Source organism: Corallococcus carmarthensis, from assembly GCF_003611695.1.
In the GTDB taxonomy this organism is placed as follows: domain Bacteria; phylum Myxococcota; class Myxococcia; order Myxococcales; family Myxococcaceae; genus Corallococcus; species Corallococcus carmarthensis.
The window spans coordinates 1-13,138 of record NZ_RAWE01000253.1 but is presented as its reverse complement, the minus strand read 5'-3'; the positions used below and the strand labels follow the sequence as shown (position 1 = coordinate 13,138).

At 69.9% G+C, this 13,138-nt stretch carries 12 protein-coding genes and 1 tRNA gene; 3 read left to right on the top strand and 10 right to left on the bottom strand.

The window, feature by feature from the left end:
* Together D7X32_RS38630 and D7X32_RS38625 are read left to right on the top strand one after the other, a co-directional pair.
* On the top strand, window positions 1-2,012 hold a 2,012-nt coding region (locus tag D7X32_RS38630), incomplete at its 5' end, for a M13 family metallopeptidase (RefSeq protein WP_147450435.1).
* Between the two features lie 30 nt (window positions 2,013-2,042).
* The gene (locus D7X32_RS38625; protein ID WP_120607531.1) at window positions 2,043-2,291 is read left to right on the top strand and encodes a GlsB/YeaQ/YmgE family stress response membrane protein; all 249 of its coding nucleotides are present in this window, start codon (window positions 2,043-2,045) and stop codon (window positions 2,289-2,291) included.
* 13 nt (window positions 2,292-2,304) lie between these two features.
* On the opposite strand, the gene D7X32_RS38620 is transcribed toward D7X32_RS38625, so the two are convergent.
* The 5 genes from D7X32_RS38620 to D7X32_RS38600 form a co-directional block, all read right to left on the bottom strand.
* The gene (locus D7X32_RS38620; protein ID WP_120607530.1) at window positions 2,305-3,339 is read right to left on the bottom strand and encodes a PA0069 family radical SAM protein; all 1,035 of its coding nucleotides are present in this window, start codon (window positions 3,337-3,339) and stop codon (window positions 2,305-2,307) included.
* A gap of 39 nt (window positions 3,340-3,378) precedes the next feature.
* Window positions 3,379-4,257, bottom strand: a complete 879-nt coding sequence (locus D7X32_RS38615) for a hypothetical protein (RefSeq protein WP_120607529.1) — start codon at window positions 4,255-4,257, stop codon at window positions 3,379-3,381.
* Window positions 4,258-4,380: 123 nt separating this feature from the next.
* Window positions 4,381-4,453 (bottom strand) — tRNA-Gly (locus D7X32_RS38610).
* Between the two features lie 48 nt (window positions 4,454-4,501).
* Entirely contained in the window at window positions 4,502-4,783 is a 282-nt protein-coding gene (locus D7X32_RS38605; protein WP_208752684.1) for a hypothetical protein, read from the bottom strand.
* Between the two features lie 56 nt (window positions 4,784-4,839).
* Window positions 4,840-6,792, bottom strand: a complete 1,953-nt coding sequence (locus D7X32_RS38600) for an ABC transporter substrate-binding protein (RefSeq protein ID WP_120607527.1) — start codon at window positions 6,790-6,792, stop codon at window positions 4,840-4,842.
* A 215-nt stretch (window positions 6,793-7,007) separates the two neighbouring features.
* On the opposite strand from D7X32_RS38600, the gene D7X32_RS38595 reads away from it, so the two are divergent.
* The gene (locus D7X32_RS38595) at window positions 7,008-7,853 is read left to right on the top strand and encodes a discoidin domain-containing protein (RefSeq protein ID WP_244239421.1); all 846 of its coding nucleotides are present in this window, start codon (window positions 7,008-7,010) and stop codon (window positions 7,851-7,853) included.
* Between the two features lie 39 nt (window positions 7,854-7,892).
* Here the strand turns inward: D7X32_RS38595 and D7X32_RS38590 are convergent, their stop codons facing one another.
* The 5 genes from D7X32_RS38590 to D7X32_RS38570 form a co-directional block, all read right to left on the bottom strand.
* Window positions 7,893-8,285 carry a TFIIB-type zinc ribbon-containing protein gene (locus D7X32_RS38590; protein WP_120607525.1) on the bottom strand — a complete coding sequence of 131 codons (393 nt, stop codon included), beginning with the start codon at window positions 8,283-8,285 and terminating at the stop codon, window positions 7,893-7,895.
* Window positions 8,286-8,422: 137 nt separating this feature from the next.
* Window positions 8,423-9,694, bottom strand: a complete 1,272-nt coding sequence (gene murA / locus D7X32_RS38585) for a UDP-N-acetylglucosamine 1-carboxyvinyltransferase (protein ID WP_120607524.1) — start codon at window positions 9,692-9,694, stop codon at window positions 8,423-8,425.
* 52 nt (window positions 9,695-9,746) lie between these two features.
* Window positions 9,747-10,610: a peptide chain release factor N(5)-glutamine methyltransferase gene (gene prmC / locus D7X32_RS38580; protein WP_120607523.1), complete on the bottom strand. Its 864-nt coding sequence runs from the start codon at window positions 10,608-10,610 to the stop codon at window positions 9,747-9,749.
* On the bottom strand, window positions 10,607-11,698 hold the full coding sequence (gene prfA, locus D7X32_RS38575; protein ID WP_120607522.1) for a peptide chain release factor 1: 1,092 nt from the start codon (window positions 11,696-11,698) through the stop codon (window positions 10,607-10,609). The genes prmC and prfA overlap by 4 nt, the downstream gene beginning before the upstream one ends.
* 285 nt (window positions 11,699-11,983) lie before the next feature.
* Window positions 11,984-13,138 (bottom strand): CapA family protein (locus D7X32_RS38570; protein ID WP_244239420.1); only part of this gene is annotated, 1,155 nt, incomplete at its 5' end.

Here is a 13,138-nt window from a genome sequence, read left to right as displayed (position 1 = left end):
CCCCGGAGGCGCCTGGCGCCAACGTGCCCATGTCCGAGCGCCCCATGCCCCCGGGCCTGGACGCCGCGGTGATGGACCCGTCCGCGAACCCCTGTGACGACTTCTACGCCTACGCGTGTGGCGGCTGGCTGAAGGCCACGGAGATCCCCGCCGAGCGCGCGCGCTGGAGCCGCGGCTTCGAGACGGTGGCCGAGCGCAACCAGACCGTGCTGCGCGACATCCTCACCAAGGCCGCGGAAGGGCAGGGCCAGAGCACCCCGGAAGAGAAGATGCTGGGGGACTACTACGGCGCCTGCATGGACGAGGCGAAGCTGGAGCAGTCGCTGCCCACGCTGCGCACGTACCTGGCGAAGCTCACCGGCCTGAAGAGCCCGGAGGCCGTGGCGAAGGCGGTGGCGTGGCTGCACGCGCGCAACATCAACGCGCTGTTCCGGGTGACGTCGGATCAGGACCAGAAGGACGCCACGCAGGTCATCGCGGTGGTGGACGCGGGGGGCCTGGGCCTGCCGGACCGCGACTACTACCTGAAGCCCGACCTGAAGATGCGCGAGGCGCGAGCCGCCTATCAGGCGCACGTGCAGAAGGTGTTCGAGCTGTTGGGCGACGCGCCCTTTGTCGCCAGCCGCAAGGCCACGGGCATCGTCGCCATCGAGACGCGGCTGGCCACCGCGCGGCTGCCCAAGGACGAGACGCGCGAGCCGGAGAAGGTCTACCACCGGCTGGAGCGCCAGGGCCTGAAGCAGCTGGCGCCCGCGTTCCAGTGGGACACGTACTTCGCGGAGGTGGGGCTGCCCGCCGGTGAAGCGCTCAACGTGACCCAGCCGAAGTTCTTCTCGGAGGTGTCCGCGCTGGTGCGCCAGCAGCGGCCGTCCGACATGGGGCCGTACCTCTCCTACCACCTGGTGAAGAACGTCCAGACGGCGCTGCCCAAGGCGCTGCGCGACGAGTTCTTCCGCTTCGAGTCCACGGTGCTCACCGGCGCCAAGGCGGACCTGGCGCGCTGGAAGAAGTGCGTGGACGCCACCGACGACGCGCTGCCGCACGCGCTGGCCAAGCCCTTCATCGCGCGCACCTTCGGCGCGGACGGCAAGGCCACCACGCTGGACATGGTCCAGCAGATTGAGCAGTCCTTCGAGCGCAACCTGGACACGCTGGCCTGGATGGACGCGCAGACCAAGGCGCAGGCCCTGGTGAAGGTGAAGAAGATCACCAACAAGATCGGCTATCCGGACCAGTGGCGCGCCTACGACGGGCTGACGGTGAAGCGCGACTCGTACCTGGACAACCGGCTGGCGGCGGACGCGTTCGAACAGGCGCGCCAGCTGCGCAAGGTGGGCCAGCCGGTGGACCGGCAGGAGTGGTTCATGTCGCCGCCCACGGTGAACGCCTACTACAACGCGGCCACCAACGAGATTGTCTTCCCGGCGGGCATCCTCCAGCCGCCGTTCTTCGGGCGGGACGCGTCCGCGGCGGTGAACTTCGGCGCCATGGGCATGGTGGTGGGCCACGAAATCACCCACGGCTTCGACGACGAGGGCCGCCAGTTCGACGCGGACGGCAACCTGCGCACGTGGTGGACCCCGGCGTCGGACAAGGCCTTCCGCGAGCGCGTGGCCTGCGTGAAGAACCAGTACGACCAGTACACGGCCGTGGACGACGTGAAGGTGAACGGCAAGCTCACCCTGGGGGAGAACGTCGCGGACCTGGGCGGCCTCAAGCTGGCGTACGCGGCCATGGAGTCGTACCTGGCCAGGCACCCGGACCAGGCGGCGAAGGCGAATTCCTACCGGTTCACCCCGGGGCAGCAGTTCTTCCTCGCGCACGCGCAATCGTGGTGCTCGAAGATTCGTAATGAGGCTGCGCGGCAGCGGGCGCTGACGGATTCGCACTCGCCGGCGTTCCTGCGCGTCAACGGGCCGGACGTGAACCTGCCGCAGTTCCAGCAGGCCTTTTCCTGCCCCGCGGGGGCGAAGATGGTGGCACCGGCTGCGAACCGCTGTGAGGTCTGGTAGGCCTTCGGGCTCTACCTTCAGGAGGACGTCATGGGAATCTGCTCGTGGCTGGTGTTGGGCGGTATCGCGGGCTGGCTGGCCAGCATCATCAAGGGCACCAACGCCCGGATGGGGATGTTCGCCAACATCATCGCCGGCATCGTCGGCGCGATGGTGGGCGGCTGGGTGTTCAGCTTCTTCGGTGGCCGGGGCGTGACGGGCTTCAACCTGTACTCGCTGCTGGTGGCCACGGTGGGCGCCGTCATCCTGCTGTCCATCCTGCAAGCCGTCCGGAAATAGCGCCCCTCGCTGCCTAGAAGAGCGACAGCTGGGGTGAGGTGGAGGGCCGCGCGGGGCGCCGGAAGGTGTCCGGCGCGGCCTCCGTGATGGATGAGGCGCGCATGCCCACCTTGCGCGCCGCCGTCGCGAAGAGCTGGTGGATGGTCTGCGCGTACAGCCCCTCGCCGCGCATGCGGTGCTTGAAGCGGCTGTCGGTGAGCTCCCCGCCGCGCGTCTCGCGGATGCGGTGCAGCACCCGGTCCGCGCGCAGCGGCAGCTTCGCGCGCAGGCGCTCCTCGAACACGGCTTGCACGGGGCCGGGAAGCCGCAGGAGCGTGTAGTGCGCGCGCGTGGCGCCGGCCTCGCGCGCGGAGGTGAGCACCCGCGCGATGTCCTCGTCGTTGAGGCCGGGGATGATGGGGGCCACGGACACGGCCACGTCGATGCCTGCCTCCGTGAGCTTGCGGATGGTGGCCAGCCTGCGCTTGGGCGTGGCGACGAGCGGCTCCATGGCGCGCGCCAGCTCCTCGTTGTGGAAGGGGAGGCTGATGCTCACGAAGAGCCGCGTCTGTCCCGCGAGCCGCTGGAGCACGTCCAGGTCGCGTTCAATCAGCACGCCCTTGGTGACGATGCCCACGGGGTTGCGGTACTCGGCGCAGACTTCCAGGCATTGGCGGGTGAGCCGGAGCGATGCCTCCAGCGGCTGGTAGCAGTCGGTGACGCCGCTGAAGACGACCGTCTCGCCCTTCCACGACGGGCGCTCGAAGGCTTCGCGCAAGAGCTCCGGGGCCTGGGGTTTGACGACGAGGCGCGTCTCGAAGTCGGTGCCCGCGCCGAAGTCCAGGTACTGGTGCGTGGGCCGCGCGTAGCAGTAGGCGCAGGCGTGGAGGCAGCCCCGGTACGGGTTGACGCTCCAGGAGAAGCACACGTCGGGGCTGTCGTTGCTCGCGATGATGGAGCGGCTGTGGTCCTCCCAGACTTCCAGGCGCGCGGGGGGAATCTCGTCCAGGTACTCCACCGCGGTGCTGGCCCAGGGGTTGGGCGGATTGTCGACAGGGCGGGCCTTCACCCGGCAAGGGTGCGGCTGAAAGCCCGTTCAGTCAAGGCGTCAGCGGCCGTCGATGACCTGCGTGCGGGCCTGTCGGACCATCTCCGCGGCGGTGCGGGTGTCGCGGTCGCTCACGGGGCTGAAGGTCGCGCCCGCGAGTGACGGCAGGTGGCGCGCCATGCCCAGGGGCGTGTTGCGGAGGACCTCGATGGCTCCCGACACGCCGATGGGCAGGTTGGTGAGGGAACCGCCGTTCTCGTGGAAGGCCGTGGCGTGGTTGCGGATGAACTGCGCGTATTCGTCGCGCGGCAGGACGCGGCCGGTGGCGCCGGCGAACTGGAGCACCGCCGTCGCGTGGAGCGTCAACCGCATGGATTCGCTGTAGGCGCGCGTGGTGGGGGACTCGGTCGCTTCGCCCTCCGCGAAGCCTCGTTGCACGCCAGCCATCTGGCGCCACTCGGCCGCGTGGCCCGTGTCCAGCTCCGCGACCCGCTCGTAGAACTGGGGCGTTCCCACGGCCTCCACCAGGGGGCGAAGCCGCGCCTGGTCCTCGGGGCGCAGGCGCGAGATCTGTTCGGTGAGCATGCCCCGGACGCCCGCGTTGACGTCGGCCTGCCGCTCCGGCGGCACGGTGTGCAGCTCCGCCTGGCGCGTGGGCCCGAAGAAGGGGAAGGCGGACCGGGGCTGCACGCCGGTGCCGCGCATCTCCTGCACGCGGTTGTAGCTGTCGATGGAGCGGTTCACCCAGGCGGCGCCGGGGAGGGACTGGAGGTCCAGCGCCACCGGCCGCGCGCGAGCGTCCTCGAAGCGGCTCTCCGACGAGTAGCCCGGCGTGCGGGTGGGGGCCGGCGTGGACTGCTGCACGTACGCGGGCGTGGGCTCCCGGGGAATCGGGCGAGCGGAGATGGCGGGGGACGGGGCGCGGGCGATGGGCGTCATGAAGGACCGGAGGTCGTCCGGATTATCGCCGGGCCCCCGACGAAGGTCCCGAGGGGGCAGTGTTCACCCGGAAACACGAAGGCCGGTGGTTCCTGTGAGGAACCACCGGCCTTGTCTCTTCAGAGCGGCGGAAGGGATTCGAACCCTCGACCCCGAGCTTGGGAAGCTCGTGCTCTACCAACTGAGCTACCACCGCAGGTGACGCGCGAAGCGGGGCCCAAAGTAGGGGCGGGGCCCGGCCTTGTCAACGGGAAGAAGCGGCCGGTTCCTGGCGAACCTTTCCGCAGGCGGCGCAGTACCGGGCCTCGGGTGTGCGCAGTGGCTTTCCGCATGCCGTGCACGGTGGTCCGTACTGCGCGATGCGGTGATGCATCACCGTGTTTGGATGGCAGCCGGCGTAGCCCGTCAGCCGCTCGTAGGCCTGGCTGACGGGAGCGAAAATCGCCTCCATCGTGCGCTCCGTCGAACGATGGAAGACGGTGCGGTAGAGGGTCGAGACCTCCTCGAACTCTTCCTCGTCCAGCATCGGCATCTCCTGCCGGCATCGCCAACACCACATGCGCTTCATCGCCAGTCCTCCCGCTATTCACCCTCCTCGACGGTGAGCTGGTACGAATCCTGAAAGTTCGCCTCGCGGTTCTTCGCGTCGCGCACCTCGAAGACGTAGACGCCCGGTTCGGCGCTGTAGCGGATGGTCTCCGCTTGGTCGCCCTTGGCGCGGTCGGACGTCTGCACCAGCGTCAGCTTTCCATCCGGCTGCAGCCGGTGCAGGTACAGCCCCACGTCCACCTTCAGGATGCCCAGCAGCGTCGCCGTAATCGCCGTGCGCACGGGCCGGTCGGACAGGTCCACCCGGAAGTAGTCCACGTCCTTCGCCGGATACACCGTGCCTCGCACCGCCTTGCCCAACGTCAGGTCCTGCGCGCGGTCGGCGGTGTTGTTGGGCTCGCGCTCCTCGCTGCCGTTGTCCGGCACCGTGCTGATGCTGATGCGGTAGGGCTGGTCCGCGTTCTCGAAGTCCTTCACGAACTTGCCGTTCACCTTGCGGAACGACCCCTCCACCCGGAAGTAGCAGGTGCCGCTGCACGCCACGTTGTTCAGCCGCTCCGGCTCCTTGAGGGCGCCGTCGTTGGCCTTGAGCAGCACCGTCTCCTTCTGCCCGTCGCCCTGCGGCGGCTCCACCATCGACAGCGTCAGGTCCAATCGGTCCACGCCCGACAGCTCCACCTTCGCCAGCACTGGCTCGCGCGCCGTCAGCACGTAGTTGTCCACGTCCGACTTGGGTGACAGGAAGCCCTCGCGGAAGCCCGCGCCCGTCAGCGGCGTGGCCTTGAGCAGCTCGTCGTTGGGCTCCAGCTCCGCGTGCGCCCCCGCCTCCTCCTGCGACACCGTCAACGTGTACGGCACCTGCGCGTTGTAGGTGCGCCGCTGCGCCTTGCCCGTCCCCGTCCAGCCGCCCTTCACCACCACGTAGACCACCCGGTCCGTGGCCCTCACGCCGATGTTGCGCAGGGCGAGCGGCTCGCCCTCCTTGCCCTGCAGCGTGAACAGCGGCGCCTCCGCGGCGGACAGCACGGAGACCTCCGGCCGCACGCCCTCCACGGCGGACAGCTCGATCTTCAGCGCCACCGACGGCACCTCGGGCTCGGGCGGAGGCCCCGCGTCCACCGCCTGGGCCGCCACCGCGCCGCCCAGCTCCCCGGGCGCCGTGGGCATCGCGTTCTCCGGCGGCGGCGCGGGCGGCTCTCCGCCCCCGAACGTGCCCTCCGGAGTGGGGGAGGGCGCCGCGTTGTCGTCGATGACCGGCGTCTCGTCCGGCGTCGACGGCGGCGGAACGGCCGCGGGCGTCGAACCCGACGCCGGAGCCGCGGGAGTCGTCCCCGGAGCCTGTGCGCCGCTGTCCTGCACCGCCGGCTCACCCTCGGGCGTGGCGGGACCGGGCAGCTCTACCCGGTACCAGTCCTCATCCCCGGAATGCCCCAGGAACGCCGTCACCGTCTGCCCCAGCGGCAGCGCGGCGGCGTCCACGGCGCGGTCATTGGGCTCGCGCTCCTCGCCGTCGTTGGGCTGGCGGTACTTCACCTCCAGCGTGTACGCCCCGCCCATGCCCTTGCGCGCGGGCGACACCACCAGCCAGCGCTCCTGCTCGACGTAGAGGTTCGGAAGGCGCTCACCCTTGCCCTCGCCCTCGCTGTTGACGCCCACCAGCCGGTTGCGGTCCTGGTCGTAGACGTCCAGCTTCACGTCCCCGCCGGGCAGGCCCGTCACCGTCACGTCCGCGATGCGCGGGGTGCCGGGGGCCAGCCGGTACCAGTCCTCGTCCAGCTTGTTGGGCTCCGCCGCCAGGCCTCCCGTCACCACGCTGTCGCGCGTGACGGCCAGCGCCTGGTCGGGCCGCTCGTTGGGCTCCTTCTCCGTGAGGGCGGAGGGACCCGTCTCCACCGCGCCCGCGTCCGGCGCTTCCGCCGGCACGTCCTTCTTGCATGCGGCCACCCCCAGCAGCCCCAGCACACAGACCCAGCCCCAACGTCGCATCACGTCTTCCTCCTCGGTCGGTCCGCCTTGTCGGCCTGGGCGTGTCCGGGTGTCAAGCACCCCCAACCCCCGGCGGGCTGCTTTCATCCGTGCCGCCCGGACGTCACCTGGAGAACGCCGGGTCCCACGTCGCGGCCTCCCGCGAGGTCTGGTGACGGCGGAAGGTACGCACCCGGACTGGAGCCCCGGGGTGGGGACGATCCAAGATGCGCCCCATGCGACGCCTGTCCCTGGCCTCCCTGCTCCTCGTGTCCCCGTCCGTCCTCGCCGCCGCCCCCGCCGCGCCCGGCTATGCCCAGGCGGAGGCCTGGGTGGAGAAGGAGGCCCGTCCGGACCACTACGTCCCCCTCAACCTGCTGGACGGCCGGGACACCACCGCCTGGTGCGCGGAAGGGGAGAAGCCCGCCCACGTCTTCATCGGCTTCAAGGAGCCCGTCACCCTGGACGAGGTGCGCGTCTACACGGGCGACGGCACGTCCCGCGACGCCTTCAAGGCCAACGGCCGCGTGCGCAAGTTCACCCTCACCAGCGTGGAGGCGTCCCGCAGCGTCACCGTGCAGGACAAGCGCGGCCTGCAGGCCGTGCCCCTGTCCCAGCCGCTGTTCGGCGCGCGCTTCATCCTGGAGGTAGCGGACCGCTTCCCCGGCACCCAGGAGGGCAGCCCGGTGTGCCTCACCGACCTCGTCCTCTACTCGGGAGGCAAGCCCCTCAACGGCCCCACGCTCGCCACCCGGTACAAGTACGACGCGCGCGTGGCGCCGCTCGTGGGCACCTGGTTCGGCGGCCACGAGGGCGCTCCCGAGCGCTTCCTGTCCTTCTTCGTGGACGGCACCTGGCGCTTCTCGCTGGAGCCCCTGGAGACGAAGGAGCCCACCACCGTCGTCAGCGGCACCTACACGGTGGCCGGCAACCGCGTGACGTTGGACATCCCCAAGAAGGGGAAGGTGACGGCGCGCTTCGAACGGACCCCGGCCGGCGAGGGGCCGAAGGCGGCCGCCGCGCTGTCGCTGGACGGGACGCTCCCCGAGGAGTGGGGGAGCGACTTCCGCAGCCAACCGTGAAGGCGCCCGGGCTCTCGTGGGGGCCCGGGCCGTGGCCCGTCAGATGGCGGCCTTGGCTTTCAGCTTGGCGCTGAAGGCGCGGAAGAACTCGATGATCTTCTTCTCCGCCGCCGCGGTGTCGGCCGCGTCCGCGAACTCAGACTCCAGGAAGATGCCCCCGCACGACTCGCAGGTGTCGAACTGCAGGGGGTGATGCCGGTCGCCACCGACGTAGCGGACGAGGTCCACCTGGCAGTCGGGGCACTGGCCCGTCAGGGCGTCGGCGTCCATCTTGCCGCCCTGACCTTCCAGGCCAGGGAGGTTGTTGTGGAGGAGGATCCGGTTCAGATCCGCGACGTTGACCCACAAACCGCCACACTCTTTACATTCCCGCAACGTCTCGTGATCTCCCTCGAGATCAGTCATTTCGGCGTTGCAACCGGGGCAATTCATGGGGCGGCTCGTTCTCCTGAAGGGGGGAGCGACAGGGTGCTCCCCGGTGAATGGAGAATGATAGGTCGCACAAAAATTGGGATGCAACCCGTGCCGCCGCTTCTGTTGGCAACGCGCCGTCTACCGGCCCCCAGGGCTCAGGCCCGCTCCTTCACGCGGCGGATGTCCGCCCCCAGGCCCCGCAGCTTGCGTTCCAGCCGCTCGTACCCGCGGTCCAGGTGGTAGACGCGGCTGACCTCGGTCTGGCCGTCCGCCCGCAGACCCGCCAGGATGAGCGACGCGCTGGCGCGCAGGTCGGTGGCCATGACGGGCGCCCCGCTGAGCCCCTTCACGCCCTTCACCACCGCCGTGTGCCCCTGGATGGTGATGTCCGCGCCCAGCCGGTGCAGCTCCGGCACGTGCATGAAGCGGTTCTCGAAGATGTTCTCGGAGATGACGGACGTGCCGTGGCTCACCGTCATCAGCGCCATCAACTGCGCCTGCATGTCCGTGGGGAAGCCCGGGTGCTCCGTGGTGGTGATGTTCACCGCCTTGAGCGTCCTGGGCGCCTTGCAACGCAGGCCGCCACCCTCCGCGGTGAGGGTGCAGCCCGCCTCGCGCAGCTTGTCGATGACCGCGTCCAGGTGCTCCGGGCGTGCGTGCTTCACCAGCACGTTGCCCCCGCTGATGGCCGCCGCGACCAGCAGCGTGCCCGCTTCGATGCGGTCCGGGAGGATGGCGTGGTCCACCGGATTGAGGGACTCCACGCCCTCGATGGTGATGACGGACGTGCCCGCCCCCTCGATCTTCGCGCCCATCTTGTTGAGGACGCGCGCCAGCTCCTCCACCTCCGGTTCGCGCGCGCAGTTCTCCATCACCGTGCGGCCCTTCGCGAGCACCGCCGCCATCATCACGTTCTCCGTGCCGGTGACGGTGATGACGTCGAAGTTCACCATGCCACCCTTGAGCTGCTTGGCCCGGGCCTCCACGTAGCCTTCGGTCAGGTGGATGTCCGCGCCCAGCGCCTTCAGGCCCTTCAGGTGCTGGTCGATGGGACGCGCGCCAATGGCGCACCCGCCCGGCATGGACACGCGAGCGCGGCCGTAGCGCGCCACGAGCGGCCCCAGCACCAGGACGCTGGCGCGCATCGTCTTCACCAGGTCGTAGGGGGCCTCCGGGGTGATGTCCCCCGTGATGCTGATTTCACAGGTGTCCGCCTTCTTGCCGGTGAGCCGCGCGGCCTCGCAGCCCATCGTGCGGAGCACCTCCAGCATCGTGGCCACGTCCGCCAGGTCCGGCACATTGCGGAAGGTGGTGGTGCCATCCGCGAGCAGCGCGGAGGCCAGGATGGGCAGCGCCGCGTTCTTCGCGCCGGACACCTCCACCTCGCCGTGCAGCGCGGTGCCACCCTTCATCACGATCTTGTCCATGTGTTTCCCGTGCCTCTTCCGGTGCTGCTGCCGGGCCGCACGCCCGTGGCCATCAGGCCGCGGGCTGTGTCCCGAACGCCATGCGTTCACGCCGTTCCAGGTCCTTCTCCACGCGCGCGTCCGCGTACCCCGCGGCCCGCAGGAGCTCCAGGACGGCGCTGCCCTGGGTCTCACCCATCTCCAATGCAAGCAGTCCGCCAGGCTCCAGCACCCGCCGGGCCCCCTGAATCACCCGCCGCAGCGCGACCAGCCCATCCGGCCCGCCATCCAGCGCCAGCCGCGGCTCGCGCCGCACCTCCGGGGACAACCCGGCGATGTCGCCCGAGTCGATGTACGGCGGATTCGACACCACCACCCGGAACGTCGCGTCCGGGGGCAGGGGGGAGAACAGGTCGCCCTCCAGCACGCTCACGCGCTCGGCCACGCCCAGGGCCTGCGCGTTCTCACGCGCCAGCGCGCACGCGTCCTTGGACAGGTCCGTGGCCATCACCGTCGCCTGGGGCCGCTCCGCCGCCACGCTGATGGCGATGCAGCCGGAGCCCGTGCACACGTCCAGCACGCGGCTGGGCGCGTCCTTGGGCACCGCGTGCAGCACCGCCTCCACCAGCAGCTCCGTCTCTGGCCGGGGGATGAGCACGCGCGCGTCCACCTTGAACGGGCGGTTGTAGAACTCCTTCGTGCCCGTCAGGTAGTTGGTGGGCTCGCCCGCCATCCGTCGCTCGATGAGCGCCTTGAACGCGGCCAGCTCGTCCTTCGACAGGGGCCGGTCCAGGTCCACGTACAGGCGCACGCGGCCCGTCTTGAGCACGTGCGCCAGCAGGATTTCCGTCGTGAGCCGGGGCGCGTCCACCTGGCGCTTCTCGAAGTGCTGCGTCGTCCAGGTGAGGAGCCGGCGGATGGTCCAGACGTCGCTCATGCTTCGCTGGCCGGCCGCCCGCCGCCCGTCTGCGCCTTGAGGGCTTCGGCCTGGTAGTGGGTGCGGCAGGCGGTGATCACCTCGTCCACGTTGCCCACCATGATGGCCGGCAGGTTGTGCACCGTGAGGCCGATGCGGTGGTCGGTGAGCCGGTCCTGCGGGAAGTTGTACGTGCGGATCTTCTCGCTGCGGTCGCCCGTGCCCACCTGGCCGCGGCGCATGGAGTCGCGCTCGTTGCGGATGCGCTCCTGCTCCATGTCGTAGAGCTTCGCGCGCAGCATGCGCAGGGCCATGGCGCGGTTCTTCCCCTGGCTCTTCTCCTGCTGGCACTTCACCACGATGCCGGACGGCTTGTGGATGAGGCGCACCGCGGAGTCCGTGGTGTTGACGCTCTGGCCGCCGGCGCCCGTGGAGCGCATCACCTGCATCTCGATGTCCGCAGGGTTGATCTGCACGTCCACGTCCTCCGCCTCCGGCATCACCGACACGGTGATGGTGGAGGTGTGGATGCGGCCTTGCGTCTCCGTGGCCGGCACGCGCTGGACGCGGTGCACGCCGGACTCGTACTTGAGCTGGCTGAACACGGCGTCCCCGGAGAGCGTCACCGTGGCGTCCTTCACGCCGCCCGCGTTGCCCGCGCTCATGTCCACGATGTCCGCCTTCCAGCCCTTGCGGTCCGCGTAGCGCAGGTACATCTGCATGACCTCTTCGGCGAAGAGGGCCGCCTCGTCGCCGCCCGCGCCCGCACGGATCTCCAGGATGACGTTCTTCTCGTCATTGGGATCCTTGGGCAGCAGGAGGATCTTCAGCGCGGCTTCCTGCACCTCGCGCTGTTCCTTGAGGCCCGGCAGGGCCTCCTTGGCGTAGGCCTTCTCGTCGGGGTCGGAGCTGGACAGCCACGTCTCCACCTCGCCCAGGTCCGCCAGCACCTTGCGGTAGCCGCGGAAGGTCTCGACGAGCTTCTCCAGCCCGGCGCGCTCCTTGGACACCTTCTGGAGCTTCGCCGTATCGGCGAGGATATCGGGGTTCGACAGGTCGGCCGTGAGCCGCTCGAAACGGCGCTCGACCTCTTCCAGTTTGTCAATCATGCGTGGTTCCCGGGGCGTCTTGCCCCTTTGGGCGCCCCGTGGCAAGGGCCGAGGGCGTCAAGGAAAACCTTGGCCGTGCGGGCAGTGGCATGTAAGAACGGCCCCCGTTGCCGCCCGGTGCGGCTTGAATCACGCTCAAACACGGAGTCCTTCATCATGGCCGCACAGAAGGGGAATCGTTCCAAGAAGAAGCTGAAGAACCGCGCCAAGACCCGGAAGGCGCAGCTCAAGCGCCGCCGTACGCGCTTCAAGCGCGGCCAGCGCAACAACAAGTAGGCCTGAAGGCTACTCCCCCCCTCGCACGTCGGAGGAGGGGAGCGGCCGGCTTCCTGCTCCCTCCGCGTCCAGCGCGGGAAGCATCCGCTCCAGCCCCGGCGTCCCCTGCGACGCGGTGCGCAGCAAGGTCATCACCCCTTCGGCCTCGGCACCCGTCACGGGCACCGGCTGGACGGGAAACTCGGGGTAGCGGTCGGTCCTGAGGGGCAGCACGTCACTGGAGAGATAACCCGTGGAGTCGAAGCGCGCCCGCCACAGGACGCTGCGCTTGTCCCGGGGGTTCCAGTTCCCACCGAACACGAAGTTGCCCAGCGAGTAGAGCACCGGCCTGCCCTGGTACAGCTCCATGGACTGGAGCACGTGCGGGTGGCTGCCCAGCACCCCCGCCGCGCCCGCGTCGATGGCCGCGTGCGCCAGGCGCACCTGGTACGGCTCCGGGGTGGTGTTTCCCTCGATGCCCCAGTGGAAGAAGGGCAGCACCAGGTCCGCCTGGGCCTTCGCCGCCGCGATGTCTTCGCGCAGCATCCGCTCCATCACCTCCACGTCGGAGAAGTGCCCGGCCACGCCCGGCGTGGTGTCCGTGGCGTAGACCTCCCGGGGCTCGATGTTGCGCGTGCCCAGGAAGAAGTAGCCCAGGAACGCGACGCGCAGGCCCCCCACGGTGAGGACCGCCGGGCGGCGCGCCTCCGCCAGGTTCCTGCCGGCGCCGAAGTAGGGGATGTGCGCGGCGTCCAGGGCGCCAAGCGTGTCCAGCAGCCCCTGTGCGCCGTAGTCCATCATGTGGTTGTTGGCCAGGCTCACCACGCCCACGCGCCCCGCGGTGAGCACGTTCACCAGCTCTGGCCGCGCGCGGAAGTTGAAGTTCTTGGGCAGCTTCTCCGTGCTGGCCGTGTACGGGCACTCCAGGTTCACGACGAACAGGTCGCCGGAGTCCACGATGGGCCGCACCTCGCGGAAGCCGTAGGCGAACATCTCCTCGCGCGTCTTCCCCTTGGCCACCTGATCATCGAAGTACTCCTCGTAGTGGTAGCCCACCGTCACGTCCCCGCCCACCACCAGCGTCACCGGGCGGCCAGGGGCTGGAAGGGCCGGCTGGCCCGCCGGGTGTCCGGTATCGGACCCGGGCGGAGTGGCGGACGGGGCCTCGCGGGGCGGGCCTTCCGT

What these genes read in the sequence shown, in the direction of transcription:
- D7X32_RS38625 (WP_120607531.1), top strand. Translation starts at nt 2,043, where the DNA reads ATGGGAATCTGCTCGTGGCTGGTGTTGGGCGGTATCGCGGGCTGGCTG.
- D7X32_RS38615 (WP_120607529.1), bottom strand. Translation starts at nt 4,257, where the DNA reads ATGACGCCCATCGCCCGCGCCCCGTCCCCCGCCATCTCCGCTCGCCCG.
- D7X32_RS38605 (WP_208752684.1), bottom strand. Translation starts at nt 4,783, where the DNA reads ATGCTGGACGAGGAAGAGTTCGAGGAGGTCTCGACCCTCTACCGCACC.
- D7X32_RS38600 (WP_120607527.1), bottom strand. Translation starts at nt 6,792, where the DNA reads ATGCGACGTTGGGGCTGGGTCTGTGTGCTGGGGCTGCTGGGGGTGGCC.
- D7X32_RS38595 (WP_244239421.1), top strand. Translation starts at nt 7,008, where the DNA reads ATGCGACGCCTGTCCCTGGCCTCCCTGCTCCTCGTGTCCCCGTCCGTC.
- D7X32_RS38590 (WP_120607525.1), bottom strand. Translation starts at nt 8,285, where the DNA reads ATGAATTGCCCCGGTTGCAACGCCGAAATGACTGATCTCGAGGGAGAT.
- murA (WP_120607524.1), bottom strand. Translation starts at nt 9,694, where the DNA reads ATGGACAAGATCGTGATGAAGGGTGGCACCGCGCTGCACGGCGAGGTG.
- prmC (WP_120607523.1), bottom strand. Translation starts at nt 10,610, where the DNA reads ATGAGCGACGTCTGGACCATCCGCCGGCTCCTCACCTGGACGACGCAG.
- prfA (WP_120607522.1), bottom strand. Translation starts at nt 11,698, where the DNA reads ATGATTGACAAACTGGAAGAGGTCGAGCGCCGTTTCGAGCGGCTCACG.